The following is a 20,387-nucleotide window of genomic DNA, read 5'->3' as shown; positions in this document are numbered from 1 at the left end:
TAGTCTCGTGGGCTCGGAGATGTGTATAAGAGACAGCCATTATACTCATATTGTTTCGCCCAATTAAGAATTGCTTTGTGATCTGTTCCGATAGATTTAGCAATTTCATGTGAACTTTCATTGCCTTTTATGTAACGTAAGGCTGCTTGTAGTTTTTCTTCCGATGTAAATTTAGCCATATAAAAACTGCTCCTCCAAATGTTAGATGTGTCTAACATTTGGGGAGCAGTTCATATTGGTCAGGGTTTTTATTATTGTACCATATCATCACTAGCATCTAGTAAATGTATATACTTCGGATTGCGCCCTGCAAAAGCATGTAGTTTATCACCATAGCTAGCAATTAATTGACGAACAAGATTTTCTGTATACTCTGCCCCACGATAATCATACCCTGCTTTCGCGGCAGTTGATTCAAAGTCACTCCATAACAACTCCACCCAAACCTGTGCCCGTCCAACAGACATCTGAGGATTCTTTGCAAGTAACTCTTGTGTTAGTTTCTCAATTTTTTCATCCATTTATTTGCCCACCTTTACTGGTGAAAGGATAGATACTGGTAGTGCCTCTTGGTACTTGTCTCCGCCTAAACGATGACCCCAAGCAAAGCGTCCCTTCAAATAATCTACTTGGAAAAACTCATTATCTGAACCATCAATACGATACATTTCTCCTGGAACGATTGTATCAAGATCCACTAAATAAGCCGCAGCCATTAAAGCTTTGCGTTCATAAACAGCAAACTCATTGATGATCCCTAGCTGTTCTGCCTTTCGAGCTTTCTCTTTTAGAAAAGCAATTTCCTCTCGCAATTCATGTTCAGACATAGCTGCATAATTTTTTTCATTCATTCTTCATTCTCCTTCTCTTCTATAAAACGATCTATTACTTCTATAGGAAAACCCTTTTGATAGAGCGCCTGTTTAACCTTCATTTTTAGCTCATAACCAGTATACTTCGATACGTACTTTTTCCAAACTTTTTCGCCTTGAGCATCAAGTAGTTGCTGCCAGTTGTCATCATCCTGCCCTATCTCAACTTGGCTAAGCACCTCTTCAACAATCGAGAAAGCATACCCTTTTCTTAATAAGTAATCCTGAATTTTGGTCTTAATCTGTGTTGGGGTCTTCTTGCTTTCCGCTCGAACAATTTTCTCTGCCAGTTGCTTCGCCAGTTTTACTTGTTCCTCAAAACTATATGTAGCAAGCACCTCATCCTGCAAGTTTTTCTCAATGCCTTTTTTGATCATGTCTTGTCTAATGGCTCTTGGTCCTTTTTTCATAGTAGCTTTCTTTGTATCAAGCAGAGCCTTTGAAAAGTTTTCATCATTAATAAAGCCATAGGATTTTAACTTTTGGATTGCCTCTAACACTACAGCTTCTCCAAATTCTAAGTTGAGCAGTTTTTTCTTAACCTCATGCTCACTTCGCATTTGATATGAAAGGAAGTTTAACCCCTTATTAAATGCCTTACGTATCTCATCTTCATAGGCAATCTCTTGAATTTCGAATTCATCGAGCACTTTTCCCTTTGTTAAACCAAATTGAATGAGAATGGCTTCATCAACCGGAAAAGCATACTCTTCATTTAAATAGATATTATAGCGTTCAGGATTGTTTTTTTGACGTGCAATTTTCGTAATCATACGCATAGCAAACACCTCACTATTATCATTATAGCATTTCTTTATGGGGGATCTGACTGTTAGCACGGTTAATTTCCCTATGTTCGCGGGCATTCTTTTCCCTTCCACAGGTAAACTTCCTTCTCTGCAATTAATGCCTAAAGATGTTTACTTTTTGGTTACATGATAAACTTAAAAGTAAGCGTTTTATTCGAGAAAAGAGGTGCTTGTTATGAAAATAGTGATTGCAGGTGGCACTGGCTTTGTTGGAAATGCTCTTATACAGCTATTGCAGCACAACGGACACGACATTTTTGTCTTAACGCGTCATAAGTCAAAGCTAGAAAATGGCGTTCACTATGTTCAATGGCTACATCAGCATGAGCAAGCTTTGGAAATCTTTGAAGGTGTAGATGCCTTTGTGAATTTAGCAGGTGTTTCATTAAATAATGGTCGTTGGACAAAAAAGCAAAAGAAAGCTATCTATTGGAGCAGAATGAATGCCACATTAGAGATTATACGTATAATGGACATGCTCACGATAAAACCAAAAGTCCTTGTCAATGCTAGTGCAGTTGGTATATACCCAACTTCCACACAAGCCATCTATGATGAAGATTTTACGGATTACGCAACTGATTTTTTAGGCTCTACAGTCCACGATTGGGAGCGACATGCGAAACGAGCAGAAGCATTAGGTATTCGTGTGGCTCTTGCACGTTTTGGTGTCATTTTAGGTAGAAAAAGTGGCGCACTTCCACCAATGCTATTGCCCTATCAAATGCATATAGGTGGAACGATCGGCTCTGGAGAGCAATGGCTTTCATGGGTACATATTGAAGATGTAGCACGTGCTATTTATTTTGCTATTACAAATGAAAATATTCATGGACCATTTAATATAACAGCCCCGCATCCTATGAGAATGAAGGAATTTGGTCAAACGATTGCCGAAGTCATGGGCAGACGTCATTGGCTGCCTGTTCCTAGCTTTGCGATGCGTTTAGCTCTCGGCGAACAAAGCACACTTGTTTTAGAAGGACAACAAGTGCTACCAACCCTATTAGAACAACAACATTTTATATTTAAATACCCTTATTTAAAGCAAGCACTTGAAAATTTGGTAAAGGCTCAAAATTAGAAAAAATTAAGTTGGATAATTTTTTTAGTAATTACGCATTCTAATGAAAAAGAAAGGATGCGTTTTTATGTGGAAACAACATATTGTTGGTGCGGTAATTGCTACTTTTATTATTGCCGCAGGAATTAGCTTTAATCCATTTTTTGCTGCTGGTTCTGATGAACACCATTGGGGCTTTAAACGTGCTAAAAACGGTGAGCAGGCAGAGGCAGGAGCACAGCTCGATCAGTTACTTGACAAATATGGTGCGATTTATAAAGGGAAGGCAGATAAAAAAATTGCCTATTTAACATTTGATAATGGCTATGAAAACGGCTTTACTGAAAGTATTTTGGATACATTGAAAAAAGAAAATGTACCTGCTACTTTCTTTTTAACAGGCCATTACTTAGACAGTGCAAGCGACTTAGTGAAACGCATGGTGAAGGATGGTCATACTATCGGGAATCACTCCTATGGTCACCCTAATATGGCTCGACTTTCACCAGATGGCATGCGTGCAGAATGGCAAAAGTTCGATGGCAAGTTACGTGAATTGACAGGCATCGATCGTACAACATATGCTCGTCCACCTGAAGGAATTTTTAATGCAAAAGTGCTAGAGGTGGGCAATGCAGAAGGTTATCGTCATATTTTCTGGTCTGTGGCCTTTAAGGATTGGATGAAGGATGAGCGTCGTGGTGCAGATTATGCTTATAATGCACTTATGGAACAACTGCATCCTGGTGCCGTTATTTTAATGCATACCGTAGCACAGGATAATGCCGAAGCATTACCAATGTTTATTGCAGAAGCTAAAAAGCAAGGTTATACATTTTTATCGCTTGACGATTTAGTATTAGAATATGAAGATTTCCCTGTTGCTTTGCAATCGCCTGCTCCTTCGCTATAATGGGGAGATGACAATATAGAGCAGGGACGTGGAACGTTTGACGCAGCAAACAACAATGACCGTGGGACAAAAATTCCCACTAACAATAAAAAGGCTAGGCATTAATGGTGAAGGTGTAGGTTTTTATAAACGTAATGTGATATTTGTAAAAGGAGCCATTCCTGGTGAAGAGATCACAGCTCAAGTAACAAAAACACAACGTAATTTTGCTGAAGCAGAGATATTAGCCATTCGTAAAGCTTCAAAACATCGTCAGGAAGCACCTTGCCCAGTGTACAATGAGTGCGGGGGCTGCCAGCTTCAGCATATGACCTATGAAAAACAGCTAATAGAAAAGCGAGACATTGTTATACAAGCATTAGAGCGTTATGCCAAACCTTTACTCGAAACAATTGAAGTGAGAAAAACACTTGGCATGGATGATCCTTGGCATTATCGTAATAAAAGCCAATTCCAAGTACGTAAAGAAGGCAAGCGTGTTTACGCAGGTTTATTTGCTGAAGGAAGTAATAAGCTGTTAAACATTAATGATTGCCTTGTTCAGCACCCAATTACTTCCAAAATCACCGTTGCCACTCGAAAAATTTTGCAAAAGCTAAATATCACTATTTACGATGGTCGTACGCTAGATGGTTTAGTGCGTACGATTGTTGTACGTACAGGTATTCGTACCGGGGAGACACAAGTCGTTCTTGTCACAACAAGGAAAGAAATCCCTCATTTAGCTGAATTGATTACACGTATTAAAAAAATTGATCCGAGTATTGTATCCATTGCACAAAATATTAACCGTGAAAAAACATCGTTAATCTTCGGTGATGAAACTGTTGTTCTTGATGGCAAAGAAACCATTCATGAAGAGCTTGGCGAATTGGCCTTTGATTTATCTGCCCGCGCCTTCTTCCAACTAAATCCAAAGCAAACAGTTCATCTTTATGATGAAATTAAAAAGGCTGCTGCTTTAACGGGAAAAGAAACAGTGGTTGATGCATACTGTGGCGTTGGCACAATTGGATTATGGTTAGCGGATAAAGCGAAGGAAGTTCGTGGAATGGATATCATTCCTGAAAGCATTCAGGATGCTCGTAAAAATGCTCGAAATCATGGCTTCAAGCATACGAAATATGCAGTCGGTACAGCGGAAAGTGTTCTAGCGAAATGGCGTAAGGAAGGATTTACTCCTGATGTAATTACGGTAGATCCACCACGTACAGGACTAGCACCTGAATTTATTCGAACAGTCCTTAAACTAAAACCTAAACGTTTTGTTTATACCTCCTGTAACCCATCCACTTTGGCAAAGGACTTACAACAATTATCTAAGCTTTATCATGTTGAGTATATTCAGCCTGTGGATATGTTCGCACAAACGGCGCAGGTGGAATGCGTTGCAAAACTTGTTTTAAAAAACAAATAGTATGAAAAGGACGTTTCCCTAGGAGACGTCCTTTTTCTAATGCACAGCACAAGCTGCCTGGTGGATGATGGATGGTCCAGAAAAGTCGATACCTTAACCAATAACCCAGGATTTAAATGATTATTAAATGTTAAATTTTCAGCTTTTATTCAAAGAACTTTAAAACGTAAGATTTGTACTTTCACCTTTTACCTTTGAGCTTTCAAATCAGTTTAGTTGAAAATTACCATTGGAGTAAGGCATGTTTTACGTTTTAACTCGCACACATGCCTTGAAGCGCGAGCGACTTTTCGTTTTCCATTTTCGCTAGGACATGCAAATCTTTTTAAACTTGTACTTCAATAAAGGTTGTGGCATTCGACTCTGATAAGACAGCGTCCACCTCTGATTCAAATTCTTCAATCCGATTGCTCAATTTCTCAATTTGTTGTTTAACATTTAGGGGATCAATGATTTCAAACTCATTTCTTTTCATAAATGTTTCGGTATGTAATTTGACTTCCTCTGGTGATTGTTTATCTTTATTGCCCAATATGTTAATTAAATAGGTTTCCAGCTTTGCAGGTAATGCATCATTTTCTTTGGCAACCGTATTGATAGCTGAACGATGCTGATGCTGTATAACTTCTAGCAAATTCTTTTCGTATTGAATGGATTGTTTCCGTTCAATTGCCTCCGCTACAGTCATTTCCTCTTTGCCCACCAACACCTTTGTGTTTGCATTGGACTGCACAACTAGTGCTTTTATTTTATTTCGATAGGAAATTAAACCTAGCACTTTATCATAGGATGCTTGCATTTGTTTTTCATATTCAGGAATGTCTACACCATTAATTTTACGATTGCTTTTTCGATTAGCTACGACTGCACTAACCTCATTTGTTGCTGCTTCAATTCGCAGAGTCAGCATTTTTAATTCTGTTAAAGCACGGTGGATAGATAGTTTTTTCATTTCTGCCATGTAAAAACCTCCTTTTTAAGCAAGTGTTCTTTTATTATAAATAGAAAGATGGATAATGTCCAAAAATACCCATTTTCTTTTTTATTGCTTTCATTAGAACATGTCTGTATAATAATTTTCTAGGTGCCAAACCTATGTAACTTGGACGGAACATCCTTGTTACGCAAAAAACGCCATAACAGCACGGATTTGCTGGGCGTTTTTTGTTTTTTGAGCGGGAGATGAGCCCCGCTCTTTTTATTTTGCCATCGTTGGTTGTTGATGCTTGCGGCGTCCAAATATAAATAAAACGATTGCAACGGCTAGCAAAAGCAAAGCCACAAGTAAAAGAAAGCTATAATTTTTTACATATTCTAAATAAACTCCACCTAAAAATGGACCTGTTAAGCTACCAATACTTAAAGCAATTCCGCAAAGTAAATTCCCCGTAGGCAGTAGCTCCTTTGGTGTCAAATCAGCCATAAATGTAATCCCTAAAGAAAACATCGAGCCAACCAGCGTACCCGTTAAGAAAAATGCGACAGCCACAGCGAATTGTGAATGCTCTAAAAAGCTTGCAATTGCAAAAATAATTGCGCCACCAAATGACCCAATCATCAAAATATTCCTTCTCCCTACTTTATCTCCTAGTGCACCAAGCGGTACTTGCGTTAAAATACCACCAAATGTAAACACAGATAAAATGATAGGAATCATGCCGACTTCAAAGCCCTTGCGTAGTGCATAGACAGGAAACAAGGCATTTAGTGAAGACTCCAGAAAACCATAAACAAATGGACCTAAAAAGGCAATCCACCCAAATACAATAGCCATTTTATACCGTTGCCATCCTCTGGCATTTAAATCACCTGTTAAACGCTCAGGCTTTTCATTTTGTAAGAGAAATACAAAGGACCATGCAAAGAGGCACATTATTGAAGATACGATAAACGGTAGCGCTTCAGCAATTTCAATGAGCTTCACCATAAGTGGCCCAACAGCAAAACCTATGCTAAATGATAAGCCATAAATGGCCATCCCCTTCCCTAAGCTTTTATGATCTGCAGTACTAGTAATCCATGTTTGTGTGGCATAATGCAAGGCATGATCGCCTACGCCAATTAATAAACGAAGGACAAACCAAAAGGTCACACTTTTCCATAGAGGAAATGCAAGTAAAGACGCAAAAACTAGTGCTCCACCAATTAAAATAATCGGTTTATAGCCCCACCTGCGTAAGGGCTGCTCGATAAATGGTGAAATCAGTAATGTTCCTATGTATAAGCCTGTTGCATTCAAACCATTCAATGCAGAGGATACCCCATCACGTTCAAATATTATCGAAATAAGCGGTAATAGCATCCCTTGTGAAAAGCCTGATATGGATACAATTACTACTAAAATGGTAAATCTTTTTTTGCTGTAATCTGAGAAGTACGTCATTTTCCCCTCCACTATCTAGTCATTCTTCCAAAGAACAGCATACCAAAAAGCCTTAGCGCTCACCACATGTGATTTTACGCTAAGGCTTAACTAATACTTATCCTCATTTAATTGTATAAACACGATTTTCGGCTTTTGAATATTACCGATTACTTGTTTAAACTCCCTCCTTTTCGAGTTAGCGTTGCAGATGACTTTTTCCAATCAGCTCCTTTACTTTATCTTAAAACAACTTTAACATACATCCTCAATATTGTAAATATTCTGTTTATTGTTTTTTAAAATTAATCTCTTAGTCCTAGGTGTTTCCCTAAACATTGAAATTTAAGCTCAAATCGGCTACGATGAAAGGGATGAAATGAGGTGTACGAATGTCAAAGCCAATCACTGATAAAGAGCAACAAGTAACCTATTTAAAAGAGCGTCTGGAGATGTTTTTAGAAGTATTAGATGCCCTTGATCCTGAAACAGCTGAGTTAGAAGATATTGATCGCTTAATCCAAATGATGGATGATTTAGAGGACAAAATGGAGCAATTTCATGCTCGTGAACAATAATGAATAAAAAACAAGCGAGCATCGTGTGCTCGCTTGTTTTTTAATGGCAATCCCAATTATAAAGTACCTTGCTAAAATCTTTATTCATTAACTCTTCCTCTGTGATAAAGAAATTGCCAACGCCACAATCGCCCCAAAGAATATTGTCGCCGACACTATCAATCTGTAACAGCAAAATGATTGAATCTTTATAATCACCATATGCTCGAGGATCCTCTTGCGTAAAGAATGGATACCCTCCAATTTTATGACCATCACCAGTCATAGCATCATAGAAGCTGTCTTCTAATGCTTCGTCATCCTCCAAAGCTGTTAAGATGCTAGCATACTTTTCATTGCTTCTAAAATCATCAATCGACATCGGCTCAACGCCTGTAATAAAGGATAATGCCATTTCACGCTCGACAGGAAAATATAATTCCTCATCATCTATTTCTATAAAAGAAAAGTCTTGAATAAGCTGTGCTTCATCTTGCATAACTTGTTCATGAAATATTACACGAAAGCCTTCTTGATTTTGTCCATTATCAAAATCCATTCCTAAAACATCGTCATAACCATCAATATAAAACTGCAATATTCCCTCTTCTGGGAAATTGGGTAAATGCATAGGAACCTCTGCAAAGTTAATTTGAGCTAATAGCTTTAACGGTTGTCCCTTCATGTTTTTTGGATAGTCCATTCCCAATGGGAAATAAGGATCTCCTGCAAACTTACTTTGAAATAAAGTTGTTTTACTTATTTCCGTATTAACCAATACAACAGGCTTCATTGTCCCTTCTATTAATGGTCTATATTGCTCGAATGCTTCGGGTAATTCAAGTAAAGTTTTAGCAGTCATGCAAGTTCCTCCTAATATTGGATTTATTCTATTTTAGAACAAACGTTCTATAAAATCAATACTCTTCTTCTATATTATTAAAATATGCTTTAATTTAGCGGTCTCAGATAAGGACTCTTTTTTTCATTAGTTGAAAAGAGTATAATGTAACGTGGAAATAATCAATTTTTCTATGGGGGGCAATACCAATGAATCTACAAAATTTGGAGAAGAGTCTTTACGATTTAATTACTGAAACATCTACGAATTTACCTAAGGATGTACGTCGTGCTATTAAAAAAGCAAAAGAAGCTGAGAATGCTGGTACTCGTGCAGCAATGAGCTTAGACACAATTGCAAATAATATTATTATGGCAGAAGATAACGTGTCACCAATTTGTCAGGATACAGGGCTACCAACTTTCAAAATTTATACTCCTGTTGGCGTAAACCAATTAGAAATTAAAGCTGCAATCAAAAAAGCAATCAACGATACAACTGCAGATGCTAAATTACGTCCTAATGCGGTGGATTCATTATCTGGTGCAAACAGTGGTAATAATCTTGGTGATGGTTTGCCAGTAATGAAATTTGAGCAATGGGAAAAAGATTACATTACAATTAAGTTAATTCTCAAAGGTGGCGGCTGTGAAAATAAAAACATTCAATACAGTCTACCATGTGAATTAGAAGGTCTTGGTCGTGCAGGGCGTGACTTAGATGGTATTCGTAAATGTATTTTACACTCTGTATACCAAGCACAAGGTCAAGGGTGTTCTGCTGGTTTCATTGGTGTAGGTATTGGTGGAGACCGTTCTTCGGGCTATGATTTAGCAAAAGAGCAATTATTCCGCCATGTTGAAGATACAAATCCAAATGCAGATCTTGCTAAGTTAGAAGAGTATGTTGTTAAAACGGCTAACACATTTGGTATCGGTACAATGGGCTTTGGTGGTGAAGCAACATTATTAGGCTGTAAAATTGGCGTAATGCATCGTATACCTGCCTCTTTCTATGTATCAGTAGCATATAATTGTTGGGCTTACCGACGTATGGCTGTGGACATCGATCCTCAAACTGGCGAAATTTTGAATTGGCACTATCAAGAAGGTGAAAAAATTACCTTCAAAGAGAATGAAGTAGCTGCTACAACAGAAGATACAACTACAGATGTAGTAGAACTTACTGCGCCAATTACTGAAGAACAAATTCGTTCATTAAAAGTTGGAGATGTCGTTTCTATTACTGGTCGTATGTATACTGGCCGTGACGCAATCCACCATCATTTAATGAGCCACGATGCACCAGTTGATTTAAATGGACAAGTTATTTATCACTGCGGACCTGTAATGGCTAAGGATGAAGAAGGCAATTGGACAGTGAAAGCTGCTGGCCCAACTACTTCAATTCGTGAGGAGCCTTATCAAGGCGATATCATGAAAAAATTCGGTATCCGTGCTGTTATTGGTAAAGGTGGAATGGGACCAAAAACATTAAAAGCGCTTAATGAGCATGGTGGCGTTTACTTGAATGCAATTGGTGGAGCAGCACAATACTATGCGGACTGTATTAAAGGCGTTGATGGTGTTGATTTAATGGAATTCGGTATTCCTGAAGCTATGTGGCACTTAAATGTTGAAAAATTTACAGCAGTTGTAACAATGGATTCACATGGTAACTCACTACATGCAGATGTGGATAAATCATCATTAGAAAAACTTGCTCTGCATGCAGAAAGAGTCTTCTAATTAAATAATAGATAGCAGTAGTAACTCATTTTATTGCACAATTTTGTAAGGCACAGAATATTCCTAGTGAATAGACTGTGCCTTTTTCAATCCTTTCGCAAATTGTTTAAAAATCTCCATCAAACTTCCTACTTTATTTTTATAAATTCCTTTGTTATAATAATTCTAAACAAAAGAGATGGTAATTGAAATCCATTTTCAATTGAATAGCTCAAAATAACGCTAATTTATAAAGGTTTTGATATTGATTTTCATTATCAGGAGGGATAAAGATGGAATACTCTAATCGAGAAAACATAAACATAATTGAGAAAATAAAAGAACATGCAGAATTAATTGCTGCATTAATGGCTGGAATTTTCATCTTACTAGCATGGCGTTTAGACACAAGTGGACAAACAACAGCTTCTGTTCTACTATATTTAATTGCCTTTTGTGTAGGTGGTTTCGCGAAAGCAAAAGAAGGCATTGAAGAAACCATAGAAGAGCGAAAGCTAAATGTTGAGCTGTTGATGGTATTAGCTGCAATTGGCTCAGCTGCAATTGGCTATTGGACAGAGGGGGCCATCCTAATATTTATTTTTGCAGTAAGTGGTGCACTTGAAACTTATGCGATGAATAAAAGTCATCGCGAAATATCTGCACTTATGAATTTACAGCCAGAAGAAGCTTGGTTAGTGCGTGGCGGATTTGAGCCTATGAAAGTATCAGTTTCCACATTACAAATCGGGGATCATTTATTGATTAAACCGGGTGAACGAATTCCAGCAGACGGCATTATTTTTAAAGGCCAATCTTCTATTGATGAGTCAGCTATTAGCGGTGAGCCACTGCCAATCTCAAAAAGTGAAGGAGACGAAGTTTTTGCAGGCACGGTCAACTTAAATGGTGCTATTACTATGGAAATGACAAAGGCGAATTCAGAGACCCTTTTCCAAAAAATTATACAGCTCGTTCAAAGTGCCCAAAGTGAAAAATCTCCCTCTCAACAATTCATCGAAAAGTTTGAAGGGACTTATGTAAAATTTGTTTTACTTGGTGTTGCCATTATGATGGTTCTTCCCCACTTCTTACTCGGCTGGGACTGGACAACAACCTTTTACCGAGCAATGGTGTTATTAGTGGTTGCTTCACCTTGTGCACTCGTTGCCTCCATTATGCCTGCAACACTCGCTACTATATCAAATGGTGCAAAAAATGGTGTGCTATTTAAAGGTGGTTTACATTTAGAGCATCTTAGTGTGTTACGTGCATTGGCGGTCGATAAAACAGGTACTTTAACGCAAGGAAAACCAGTTGTTACAGATTTTATTGTCCGTGATGGAGTAGAACGTGAGACGGCTCTAGCAATTCTTGCAGGAATTGAATCTCAATCCAATCATCCCCTTGCCCAAGCGATTACCTCCTATGCTAAGGCTGAAGGAATCGACATACTGCCACAAGCAACAATTGAAGATATTCCTGGCTGGGGTATTAAAGGAACGATTCAAAACGAGGAGTATCAAGTAGGCAAACCAGAGTTTGTTGATGTACAACTTGCTAACAGTTTTGCAAATGCTGCTGTAACTAAACTTACAGAAGAGGGAAAAACAGTTATTTTCATTCGCGATCAACATGGTATTGTTGCATTAACAGCATTAAAAGATACTGTGCGCTCTGAAGCTAAGAAAGCTGTTACATTATTAAAAGAGCTTGGTATTCAAGTGGTGATGCTTACAGGTGACAATGAAAAAACAGCGAAAGTTATCGCGAAGGAGGCTGGCGTTACTGAATACGTCGCAGAATGTCTGCCAGAAACGAAGGTAACTGAAATGAAACGCCTACTTACACAGCATCAATTTGTTGGCATGGTCGGCGACGGTATTAATGATGCCCCTGCATTGGCTACCGCAACTACTGGCATCGCTATGGGTGAAGGCACAGACGTGGCACTTGAAACAGCGGATGTCGTGCTAATGAAAAATGACTTATCAAAAATCGCCTATGCTGTTCGTTTATCACGTAAAATGCAACGTATTGTGAAACAAAATATTTTCTTTTCTATCGGGGTTATTATCTTTTTAATCGCTTCTAACTTTTTACAAGTTGTCGACTTGCCATTAGGCGTAATCGGGCATGAAGGGAGTACAATTCTAGTTATTCTAAATGGTTTACGTATGCTCAATAAAAATGTTTAACATCAAATAAGCCTCAGCATAATTGAGTCCAGCTTGCTTGAAGCTACTCTTCCTGTGACATGCGCTGAGGCTTTCATTGAATAATTGATGCATTTAATCAGGTAAAATCAGGTAAAATAGCCTCGCTACTCTTTAGGAGTTTAGCGAGGCTCTTGTTAATGAATGATCATTTCCTTATCGACGAATTTCCTTTTGAAGTGCTCTTTTCTGCATTGTAGCATTTAATACGCCACCAAAGATTAAAATGATTCCCGTAAAATATAACCAGAGCATTAAAATAATGACGCCACCAATACTACCGTATGTAGCAGAATAATTTGCAAAATTATTAATATAAAAAGAGAAACCGTATGTGACTGCTAACCAAGCAAGCGTGGCAAATAACGCTCCTGGCCATACGCCCATTATTTTCAAACGAGGACTTGTATTTGGCACAAACCAGTAGATGCCCATTAATACGATGAAAATCAATAATGGCGGGATTGACCATCTTAATCTATGCCAAACTGATTCAAATTGCTCCTCTATTCCGACGATTGAGAATAGGAAATGTCCAATTTGCTGACCAAAGACCGGTAATAAGAGCGCAACGGCAATAACAATAACGAGAGCGATTGTAAAAACAAGTGATAAACCCCTATCTAATATGCCTGCTCTCCCTTCTGTATCGTAGGCTTTATTTAAAGCACGAAGTAATGCATTAATGCCTTTAGATGCAGACCAAATAGTACCTAAAACCCCAATGGACAGTAAACTACTGTTGCGATTTGTTAAAATCTCATTCAGTGTATTTTCAATCAGCTTATACACTTCATCAGGTAAGATATTCACTAAAAATGAATAGACCTGAGTGGTTTCTAAGTTAAGATATGGTAATAGTGTCACCAAGAAAATAAGTAAGGGGAAGAACGATAGTAAAAAGAAATAAGCCAATTGTGCAGCAAGCGCAGATATTTCAACTCGCTTGAGCCGACCTATTAAATCTTGGATAAAGCCTTTGGATGTCATAATATCAATCGCTCCCTCCTCTGGAGAAACAAACGATTTTACAAACCCAAAAGCGTTATGCAATGTTGCTTTATTCTTTTCCATACAATTCCTCCTAAAACGACCTTTACTCCTTATGAGGTAAAGTAAAGGCTGATTTCGTATCTTCAATCATTCCCTGTATAGTGGAAGGTAAATCCTTAAATTCATCCACCTTTTCAGCAATTGTGTTGACATTATCTGACACACTTTCACAAAGCACCTTTGCCGCGAGTACTTTTTCCTCTACCAAAACCTGCAATTCTTCTCGATTTGCTGCATAGTATGAGATGGCTTCCTTCATCTTTTTTGTTGAGGCAATTGTTTTTTCTCGTGTAGTACGATCTAACATACTTAATGCTGCTCCTACTGCTGCTCCTGCTACAATAGATGCTAATAATTTACTTTGACCCATATTAAAACCCCCTGCTTGTATAGTTGCATATTCCCTATTATTTCATAAATAAACAGTCTTCTGCACTTATTCTACCCAATAACAGTCTATTTTTAAAGCAATGCCCAAATACGGAGTTGACATTTTTTTTATTCAATGAAATGATATGTGCGAGGATGACGAAAGGTAGGGTAAAAAATGGATTTATCAGTTCCATCTAAAGAAAACGTTATGTATATGGTTGATCAAATGAAGGACAAGCTTCGTATGGTGAATGTCGATGCAATGAAATCAGAAAACTTCGATGAAGCAAATTATGAAGATTTAGTGTATCTATATGAAATGGTTATGAAGAGAGAAACTTTTAGTCCAAGCGAAATGCAAGCGATTGTTGCTGAATTAGGATCTTTACGTAAATAGGTAAAACAAAAAGCTATTAGCTCAAGACATTTGTCTGCTGCTAATAGCTCTTTATTACTGTGTACTCTAAGTTTCTGAACCATCCTCAGTAACTAATGGTTGAATTAATACTTCTACACGACGATTCTTTGCGCGTCCTTCGGCTGTGTCATTTGGTGCAATTGCACGATACTCACCGTTTCCTTTTGCACTAAAGCGCGTAGGATCTAATTTATCATTACTTTCAATAAGCAGTTCTAAAAATTTAGTTGCACGCATTACAGATAACTGAAAATTTGATGTAAAATTCGGACCTGCTGGCACATTATCTGTATGACCTGTGATGACAATATTTCGAGCTGGATCAGATTCCAGCATAGTTGATAGCTCTTTGGCAATAGGGACATACTCAGGTTTAACTGTTGCCTGCCCTGGGTCAAATAAAATACTATCGCGGATTGTCACTAGTAATCCCTCATCCGTCATTTCTGTGGCAAATTGACCTTCCATTTCATTGACTGCAATAAAATTATCCACACTATCTTTTATTTCAGCTAACTCCTGTTGATCCTTTAAATAGGCAGAGTTTTGCTGTGGCGTTTGGTCGCTATCCGCATTCGGAGTAGGGACTGGTGCAGGTTGCTCTAGAAAACTAGTTCCACCATCAAAGACTTGACTAAAAACTGCCGACATTCTTTCTAGCTTTTCTTGATCGACTGAACTTGAGGCAAACAAAATAATGAACACGGCTAGCAGCAAAGTTAAAATATCTGCGTATGGCACTAACCAAGATTCATCAATATGTTCATCATGCTTTTTCTTCTTAGCTTTCTTTGCCAAGGCCACCCGCCCCGCTTTCACCAGAAATTTGACGACGTTCTTCCATCGTTAAGTATGATGATAGTTTCTGTTCAATTACACGTGGAGCCTCCCCTTCTAATACTGAAAGGATACCCTCAATCATCATTCTCTTTTGTTTTACCTCTAAAGCAGATTTACGTTTTAGCTTGTTCGCAAATGGATGCCATAAAACATACCCTGTAAAGATACCGAGTAATGTAGCCATGAAGGCAGCTGAGATAGCATGTCCTAGCTTTTCGATATCATTCATATCAGCCAATGCGGCGATTAACCCTACTACTGCACCAAGAACCCCTAAAGTAGGTGCATATGTACCTGCTTGTGTAAAAATAGCTGCTCCACTAGTATGTCGCTCTTCCATCGCTTCTACTTCTTCTGTTAAGACATCACGTATGTAATCAGCATTTTGACCATCAATTGCTAATGTAAGGCCATTTTTCAAAAATGGATCTTCAATCTCTGAGGCCTTACTTTCAAGTGCTAATAGCCCTTCGCGACGAGCTAAGTCAGCCCATTGTGAAAACATTTTAATAATCTCTATATCATTTGCTAATTTTGTTTCTTTAAAAAGAATCTTAAATAGCTTCGGCACACGCTTTAACTCCTGCATAGGAAAGGCAATTGTTACTGCGGAAATAGTACCAAAAATGATAATTAGGATAGCTGCAGGGTTATAAAATGCAGATAAACTTACACCCTTCATTACCATCCCTGTTAATAGTGCTACTAAAGCAAGTATTAACCCTATAATCGACGACTTATCCATTCTAGAACCTCCAAATCTACTATCTAATGTTATTTCGTCTTTTTTTCCATATTTTAAATATATATATTCCTAGTATAAATGTATTTCATATATTTTTCGATGTAATTAATGCTTTTTATTCACATTTCGACCATTTTTGATTATATTGAATTAAGAATATTACACTTAACTGTCTTAAATTGAAAGGGGATATGATTTTGTTATTATCGTTTGACACAAAATTACTAAAATATGCCGAGTTAGCGGTGAAAGTAGGAGTAAATATCCAAAAAGATCAGTATCTTTATATAAGCTGTTCGACTGATAACCTAAAACTCGCACAAATAATTACTAAAATTGCCTATAAAAATGGTGCTAAACAAGTTTTTGTCGATATATCCGATGATGAACTTGTACGTGCTCGCTATGAAGGGGCACCAAAAGACTCATTTGATTTCTTCCCACCTTGGAAAGTGAAGGAACGTGAATGGTTAGCTGAACATGGTGCTGCTTTCTTAAGCATTAGCTCACAAAATCCCGATTTATTAAAAGGTATTGAGCGTGATAGAATCATGGCATTCCAAAAAGCATCTGGCCAAGCACTTGCCAACTATTATCAATGGTTACAAGCAGATAAGTTTAGCTGGTCTGTTATTGCTGCTCCATCTAAAGCTTGGGCAGCAAAGGTCTTTCCTCACCTTCCAGAAGAACAGCAAATGGATGCATTATGGGAAGCTATCTTTGCAGCCACACGTATAGACGTTGAAAATCCTGTTGAAGCTTGGCATACACATGATCAGGAATTACATAGCAAAGCTGATTATTTAAATGCAAAGCAATTTAAGTCACTGCACTATACTGCACCAGGCACAGATCTAACAATTGAGCTGCCTCCACACCATGTGTGGACAGGGGGTAGTAGTATAAGTACACAAGGCCAAACATTTATGGCCAATATGCCTACTGAAGAGATTTTTACAGCACCGTTAAAAACAGGTGTTAATGGTTATGTATCAAGCACTAAGCCTTTAAGCTATGGCGGCAATATTATAGATAATTTCACACTAACATTTAAAGATGGTCGAATCATTGACGTCAAGGCAGAGCAAGGCCAAGAAATTTTAGCTTCTCTTATTGAAACAGATGAAGGTGCTCATTACCTTGGTGAAATAGCATTAGTACCACATCAATCACCTATTTCACAATCCGACCTATTATTTTACAATACATTGTTTGATGAAAATGCATCCAATCATTTTGCCATTGGTAGTGCATATGCTTTTTGCATTGAGGGCGGCAAAGAAATGACTTCTGAGGAACTAAGCGCGCATGGTCTTAATCAAAGCTTGACACATGTAGACTTTATGATTGGCTCTACCAAAATGAATATAGATGGAATAACACATGATGATCAAATAGACCCAATATTCCGTGATGGAAATTGGGCATTCTAAATAATCCATTCCTACTAATAGTATTCTAGGCTAAGTATGTTAAGGTTGTCATAAATTATCCTTAGATTTTCCTAGTAACCTATTGTATAATTGTTTTAGGGAATTTTAGTAGATCATTTAAGTAGAGAGGAGCTCTAATAATGTTCATTACAACTGTTCTTGGCTTTTCAGCAGTTTTATTAATTTCAACGGGATTCTTCATCCACTACCTACAAGTTGGTTTAGATAGCAAGTCTTCAGTAACTGTAGATCCAAAGCCAAACGAAAAATTTTAATGTGTAAAAAACAGCTACTATTTATAGGTAGCTGTTTTTTTATAGCTTACAAGTTATTTCATCTACTAAAGCGTATGAAACTGCTCCTTTATTGTAAAAATTATCTGAATAAAGTCTTTATTGTTTGCATATTGAAAATTTTGCTCTACAATATTTTTTGTAAGGAAGGGAGCAATATTCATGACAATGTTACAAGATATTCTAGAATTTAACAAAGAGTTTGTACAAGAAAAAAAATATGAGCCATTCATCACTACGAAATATCCTGATAAACGTATTGTTGTTTTATCTTGTATGGATACTCGTCTTGTAGAGCTTTTACCAAAAGCGATGAATTTGCGTAATGGCGATGTAAAAATAGTGAAAAGTGCTGGTGCGTTAGTGAGCCATCCTTTCGGTGCAGTTATGCGTAGTTTATTAGTTGCTGTCTACGGCCTACAAGCTGATGAAGTGTATGTTGTTGGACATTATGACTGTGGTATGAGTGCGGTTGATCCTGACGCCATGCTTAGCGAAATGGTACAACGAGGCATCGATCCAGAAACAATCAAAATGTTGGAATATTCTGGTTTTGATTTGAAAGAATTTTTACGAGGTTTCGGTGATGTAGCAACAAGTGTTAAGAAAAGTGTCGATACAATTCGTAATCATCCATTAATGGTAAAAGACGTACCTGTTCATGGTTTAATAATTGATCCAAATACAGGTCATCTAGATTTAATTGAAGATGGAAATAAACAATAAAATTATTTCTTCATACATTAATAAAAGAGCAAGTGCCTATCCTCTCTATGTGGAAGATAGGCACTTATTTTTCTATTCATCCTCTAAACGTGCATACATATAGTGATCTACCCAATGACCATTGATATACAGTAGCTTTCTTAGCAGACCCTCCTGCTGAAATCCAGCCTTCTCTAATACACGCATGGAGGCATTATTTTGTGTCGATACGTAGGCCTCTACACGATGTAGACCAATTTGTTCAAATGCAAATCGGACCACCATATTCACAGCTTCTGTGACAATGCCCTTTCCAACATAAATCTCATCCATCGCATAGCCAACAAATGCACTCGAGTACGGTAAGCGTTTGACAGCATAAAGTGCAATATGCCCTATTAGATTATTTGTACTATGCTCAAAAATACCAAAAGTAAATTCACGCTTAGACTCCATTAAATAGAGACTTTCTTGAATTTTTTTGTATTGAGCATCGACTGTATAGTATTCAGGTCTTTGCAGTGGCTCGTATATAGACCAAAAGTATTTATTACGGCTTACGAGACCCGTTAAACTTCGTGCATCTTTTTCTTGGAATGTGCGGATGTAGCATTTTTCCCCCTTTATTGTTACCACATTCCCACCCTTTTTTCTTAATAGATTCCAAATTTTAAGCACCATTTCTCCACACTAGCCTTCCAATAAAAATCAATACATTTCTCTTTGTTTCATTGGCTACAAGCCATAATTGCAAACCCTATTTATATTTCATTGTATGTAAAAAAACAGGCTGCTACAACCAAAACAGCTTATGTCTTATTGTCATAGCAGCACAATTCAATTATTTAGTTTTTTGTTCTTTCTTTTTCTCGTTTACTATTTCTAAGCTGGAGGAATCAGCATCCTCTAGTTGAGTATTGTCTAACACATTTGTTAAATGAAGACCACGCCTTTGAGCCTCTCGTTCAATGTGTGCAATAGTTTCCTGTAGCACCTGAACACGTGCATACTTTTTGTCATCTCCAGCGACTAAGACCCATGGTGCATCTTTTTTATCTGTCTTTTCAAACATCGCATTTGCTGCTTCAATATACTGAGGTGTTTTATCTCGATTGCGCCAATCCTCGGCTGTTAACTTCCAAGATTTATAAGGGTTTTGTTCACGTTCTTTAAAGCGTTTTAATTGCTCCTCATCTGAAACATGAAGCCAGAACTTAATAATTATGTAATCTCCTGCAGTTAAAATCTTCTCGAAATTATTAATTTCTTCATAAGCACGAGACCATTCATCCTTTGTTGCGAATCCTTCGATGCGTTCTACTAGTACGCGGCCATACCACGAGCGATCAAAAATAGCGATTTGCCCATGTTGAGGCAATTTTCTCCAAAATCGTTGTAAATAATTGTAGCGTAATTCATGAGCTTGAGGAGCAGAAATAGGATGTACAACATAACCGCGGGGATCGACACGTTCGATTAATCGTTTAATAGCGCCACCTTTACCAGCTGCATCCATTCCTTCAAATACCAAGATCAAGCCAATCTTGTTTTTTAATAAAAATTGTTGTGCGTTCAACATTTCATATTGGAGTACTTTTAATTTCTTTTTATACATCTTTTTGTCTAGTTCAACAGTTAGATCTAGATTTTTCAAATTTTGTGTCATGAAACTTCACTCCTTTTATTTGGCTATTCTTATTGTACTAAAGAAATATATGGATGCCTATCAGACATGGTAAATTGTAGGTATT

22 protein-coding genes are annotated in these 20,387 nt (G+C 37.6%); 10 read left to right on the top strand and 12 right to left on the bottom strand.

The window, feature by feature from the left end; translation table 11 throughout:
• Positions 1–251: 251 nt before the first annotated feature.
• From BFM98_RS19880 to recX, 3 genes are read right to left on the bottom strand one after another with little or no spacing between them, the layout of a single operon-like run.
• Positions 252–521 carry a YfhJ family protein gene (locus BFM98_RS19880; RefSeq protein WP_048394780.1) on the bottom strand — a complete coding sequence of 90 codons (270 nt, stop codon included), beginning with the start codon at positions 519–521 and terminating at the stop codon, positions 252–254.
• A complete protein-coding gene (locus tag BFM98_RS19875) occupies positions 522–851 on the bottom strand; it encodes a YfhH family protein (RefSeq protein WP_066038232.1) in 330 nt (109 codons plus the stop codon). It lies immediately after the preceding gene.
• Entirely contained in the window at positions 848–1,651 is an 804-nt protein-coding gene (gene recX, locus BFM98_RS19870) for a recombination regulator RecX (protein WP_066038231.1), read from the bottom strand. The genes BFM98_RS19875 and recX overlap by 4 nt, the downstream gene beginning before the upstream one ends.
• Positions 1,652–1,856: 205 nt before the next feature.
• On the opposite strand from recX, the gene BFM98_RS19865 reads away from it, so the two are divergent.
• The 3 genes from BFM98_RS19865 to rlmD all read left to right on the top strand — a co-directional run bounded on the left by BFM98_RS19865 (position 1,857) and on the right by rlmD (position 5,074).
• Positions 1,857–2,765, top strand: coding sequence for a TIGR01777 family oxidoreductase (locus BFM98_RS19865; protein WP_066038230.1), 909 nt, complete (start codon positions 1,857–1,859; stop codon positions 2,763–2,765).
• Positions 2,766–2,832: 67 nt separating this feature from the next.
• Positions 2,833–3,657: a polysaccharide deacetylase family protein gene (locus BFM98_RS19860; protein ID WP_009371550.1), complete on the top strand. Its 825-nt coding sequence runs from the start codon at positions 2,833–2,835 to the stop codon at positions 3,655–3,657.
• Positions 3,658–3,694: 37 nt separating this feature from the next.
• Positions 3,695–5,074, top strand: a complete 1,380-nt coding sequence (rlmD, locus tag BFM98_RS19855; RefSeq protein WP_066038235.1) for a 23S rRNA (uracil(1939)-C(5))-methyltransferase RlmD — start codon at positions 3,695–3,697, stop codon at positions 5,072–5,074.
• Between the two features lie 325 nt (positions 5,075–5,399).
• Here rlmD and BFM98_RS19850 read toward each other — a convergent pair whose 3' ends face one another.
• A complete protein-coding gene (locus BFM98_RS19850) occupies positions 5,400–6,035 on the bottom strand; it encodes a hypothetical protein (protein ID WP_066038229.1) in 636 nt (211 codons plus the stop codon).
• Positions 6,036–6,272: 237 nt separating this feature from the next.
• The gene (locus BFM98_RS19845) at positions 6,273–7,457 is read right to left on the bottom strand and encodes an MFS transporter (RefSeq protein WP_066038228.1); all 1,185 of its coding nucleotides are present in this window, start codon (positions 7,455–7,457) and stop codon (positions 6,273–6,275) included.
• Between the two features lie 371 nt (positions 7,458–7,828).
• On the opposite strand from BFM98_RS19845, the gene BFM98_RS19840 reads away from it, so the two are divergent.
• Positions 7,829–8,014: an SE1561 family protein gene (locus BFM98_RS19840; protein WP_016995373.1), complete on the top strand. Its 186-nt coding sequence runs from the start codon at positions 7,829–7,831 to the stop codon at positions 8,012–8,014.
• Between the two features lie 40 nt (positions 8,015–8,054).
• Here BFM98_RS19840 and BFM98_RS19835 read toward each other — a convergent pair whose 3' ends face one another.
• Entirely contained in the window at positions 8,055–8,855 is an 801-nt protein-coding gene (locus tag BFM98_RS19835) for a YwqG family protein (RefSeq protein ID WP_054549016.1), read from the bottom strand.
• A gap of 188 nt (positions 8,856–9,043) precedes the next feature.
• On the opposite strand from BFM98_RS19835, the gene BFM98_RS19830 reads away from it, so the two are divergent.
• Entirely contained in the window at positions 9,044–10,582 is a 1,539-nt protein-coding gene (locus tag BFM98_RS19830; protein ID WP_048394791.1) for a fumarate hydratase, read from the top strand.
• A gap of 272 nt (positions 10,583–10,854) precedes the next feature.
• Entirely contained in the window at positions 10,855–12,759 is a 1,905-nt protein-coding gene (locus BFM98_RS19825; protein WP_054549015.1) for a heavy metal translocating P-type ATPase, read from the top strand.
• Positions 12,760–12,933: 174 nt separating this feature from the next.
• Here BFM98_RS19825 and BFM98_RS19820 read toward each other — a convergent pair whose 3' ends face one another.
• Entirely contained in the window at positions 12,934–13,851 is a 918-nt protein-coding gene (locus BFM98_RS19820) for a YihY/virulence factor BrkB family protein (protein WP_004225576.1), read from the bottom strand.
• A 22-nt stretch (positions 13,852–13,873) separates the two neighbouring features.
• Positions 13,874–14,200: a hypothetical protein gene (locus BFM98_RS19815; protein WP_048394796.1), complete on the bottom strand. Its 327-nt coding sequence runs from the start codon at positions 14,198–14,200 to the stop codon at positions 13,874–13,876.
• Between the two features lie 177 nt (positions 14,201–14,377).
• Between BFM98_RS19815 and BFM98_RS19810 the strand changes: the two genes are divergently transcribed.
• Positions 14,378–14,599 (top strand): DUF1128 domain-containing protein, encoded by a 222-nt coding sequence (locus BFM98_RS19810; protein ID WP_004225580.1) that lies wholly within the window; start codon positions 14,378–14,380, stop codon positions 14,597–14,599.
• Between the two features lie 66 nt (positions 14,600–14,665).
• On the opposite strand, the gene motB is transcribed toward BFM98_RS19810, so the two are convergent.
• A complete protein-coding gene (motB, locus tag BFM98_RS19805; RefSeq protein WP_054549014.1) occupies positions 14,666–15,418 on the bottom strand; it encodes a flagellar motor protein MotB in 753 nt (250 codons plus the stop codon).
• Entirely contained in the window at positions 15,402–16,205 is an 804-nt protein-coding gene (gene motA, locus BFM98_RS19800; protein WP_004225583.1) for a flagellar motor stator protein MotA, read from the bottom strand. Before motA ends, motB begins: the two co-directional genes overlap by 17 nt.
• Positions 16,206–16,396: 191 nt before the next feature.
• Here motA and BFM98_RS19795 point away from each other — a divergent pair, with 191 nt between their 5' ends.
• The 3 genes from BFM98_RS19795 (at position 16,397) to BFM98_RS19790 (ending at position 18,657) form a co-directional block, all read left to right on the top strand.
• On the top strand, positions 16,397–17,638 hold the full coding sequence (locus BFM98_RS19795; RefSeq protein WP_054549013.1) for an aminopeptidase: 1,242 nt from the start codon (positions 16,397–16,399) through the stop codon (positions 17,636–17,638).
• Between the two features lie 140 nt (positions 17,639–17,778).
• Positions 17,779–17,913 (top strand): hypothetical protein, encoded by a 135-nt coding sequence (locus BFM98_RS24480; protein WP_004225590.1) that lies wholly within the window; start codon positions 17,779–17,781, stop codon positions 17,911–17,913.
• Between the two features lie 180 nt (positions 17,914–18,093).
• Complete coding sequence (locus tag BFM98_RS19790; RefSeq protein ID WP_004225593.1) at positions 18,094–18,657, top strand: beta-class carbonic anhydrase; 564 nt, start codon at positions 18,094–18,096, stop codon at positions 18,655–18,657.
• A gap of 72 nt (positions 18,658–18,729) precedes the next feature.
• Here BFM98_RS19790 and BFM98_RS19785 read toward each other — a convergent pair whose 3' ends face one another.
• Positions 18,730–19,317: a GNAT family N-acetyltransferase gene (locus BFM98_RS19785; protein ID WP_054549012.1), complete on the bottom strand. Its 588-nt coding sequence runs from the start codon at positions 19,315–19,317 to the stop codon at positions 18,730–18,732.
• 160 nt (positions 19,318–19,477) lie between these two features.
• Positions 19,478–20,302 (bottom strand): polyphosphate kinase 2 family protein, encoded by an 825-nt coding sequence (locus BFM98_RS19780; RefSeq protein ID WP_048394803.1) that lies wholly within the window; start codon positions 20,300–20,302, stop codon positions 19,478–19,480.
• Positions 20,303–20,387: the final 85 nt, after the last annotated feature.

This window comes from Lysinibacillus sp. AR18-8, from assembly GCF_001705465.1.
Classification (GTDB): domain Bacteria; phylum Bacillota; class Bacilli; order Bacillales_A; family Planococcaceae; genus Lysinibacillus; species Lysinibacillus capsici.
This window is presented reverse-complemented; position numbering and strand designations above follow the sequence as displayed.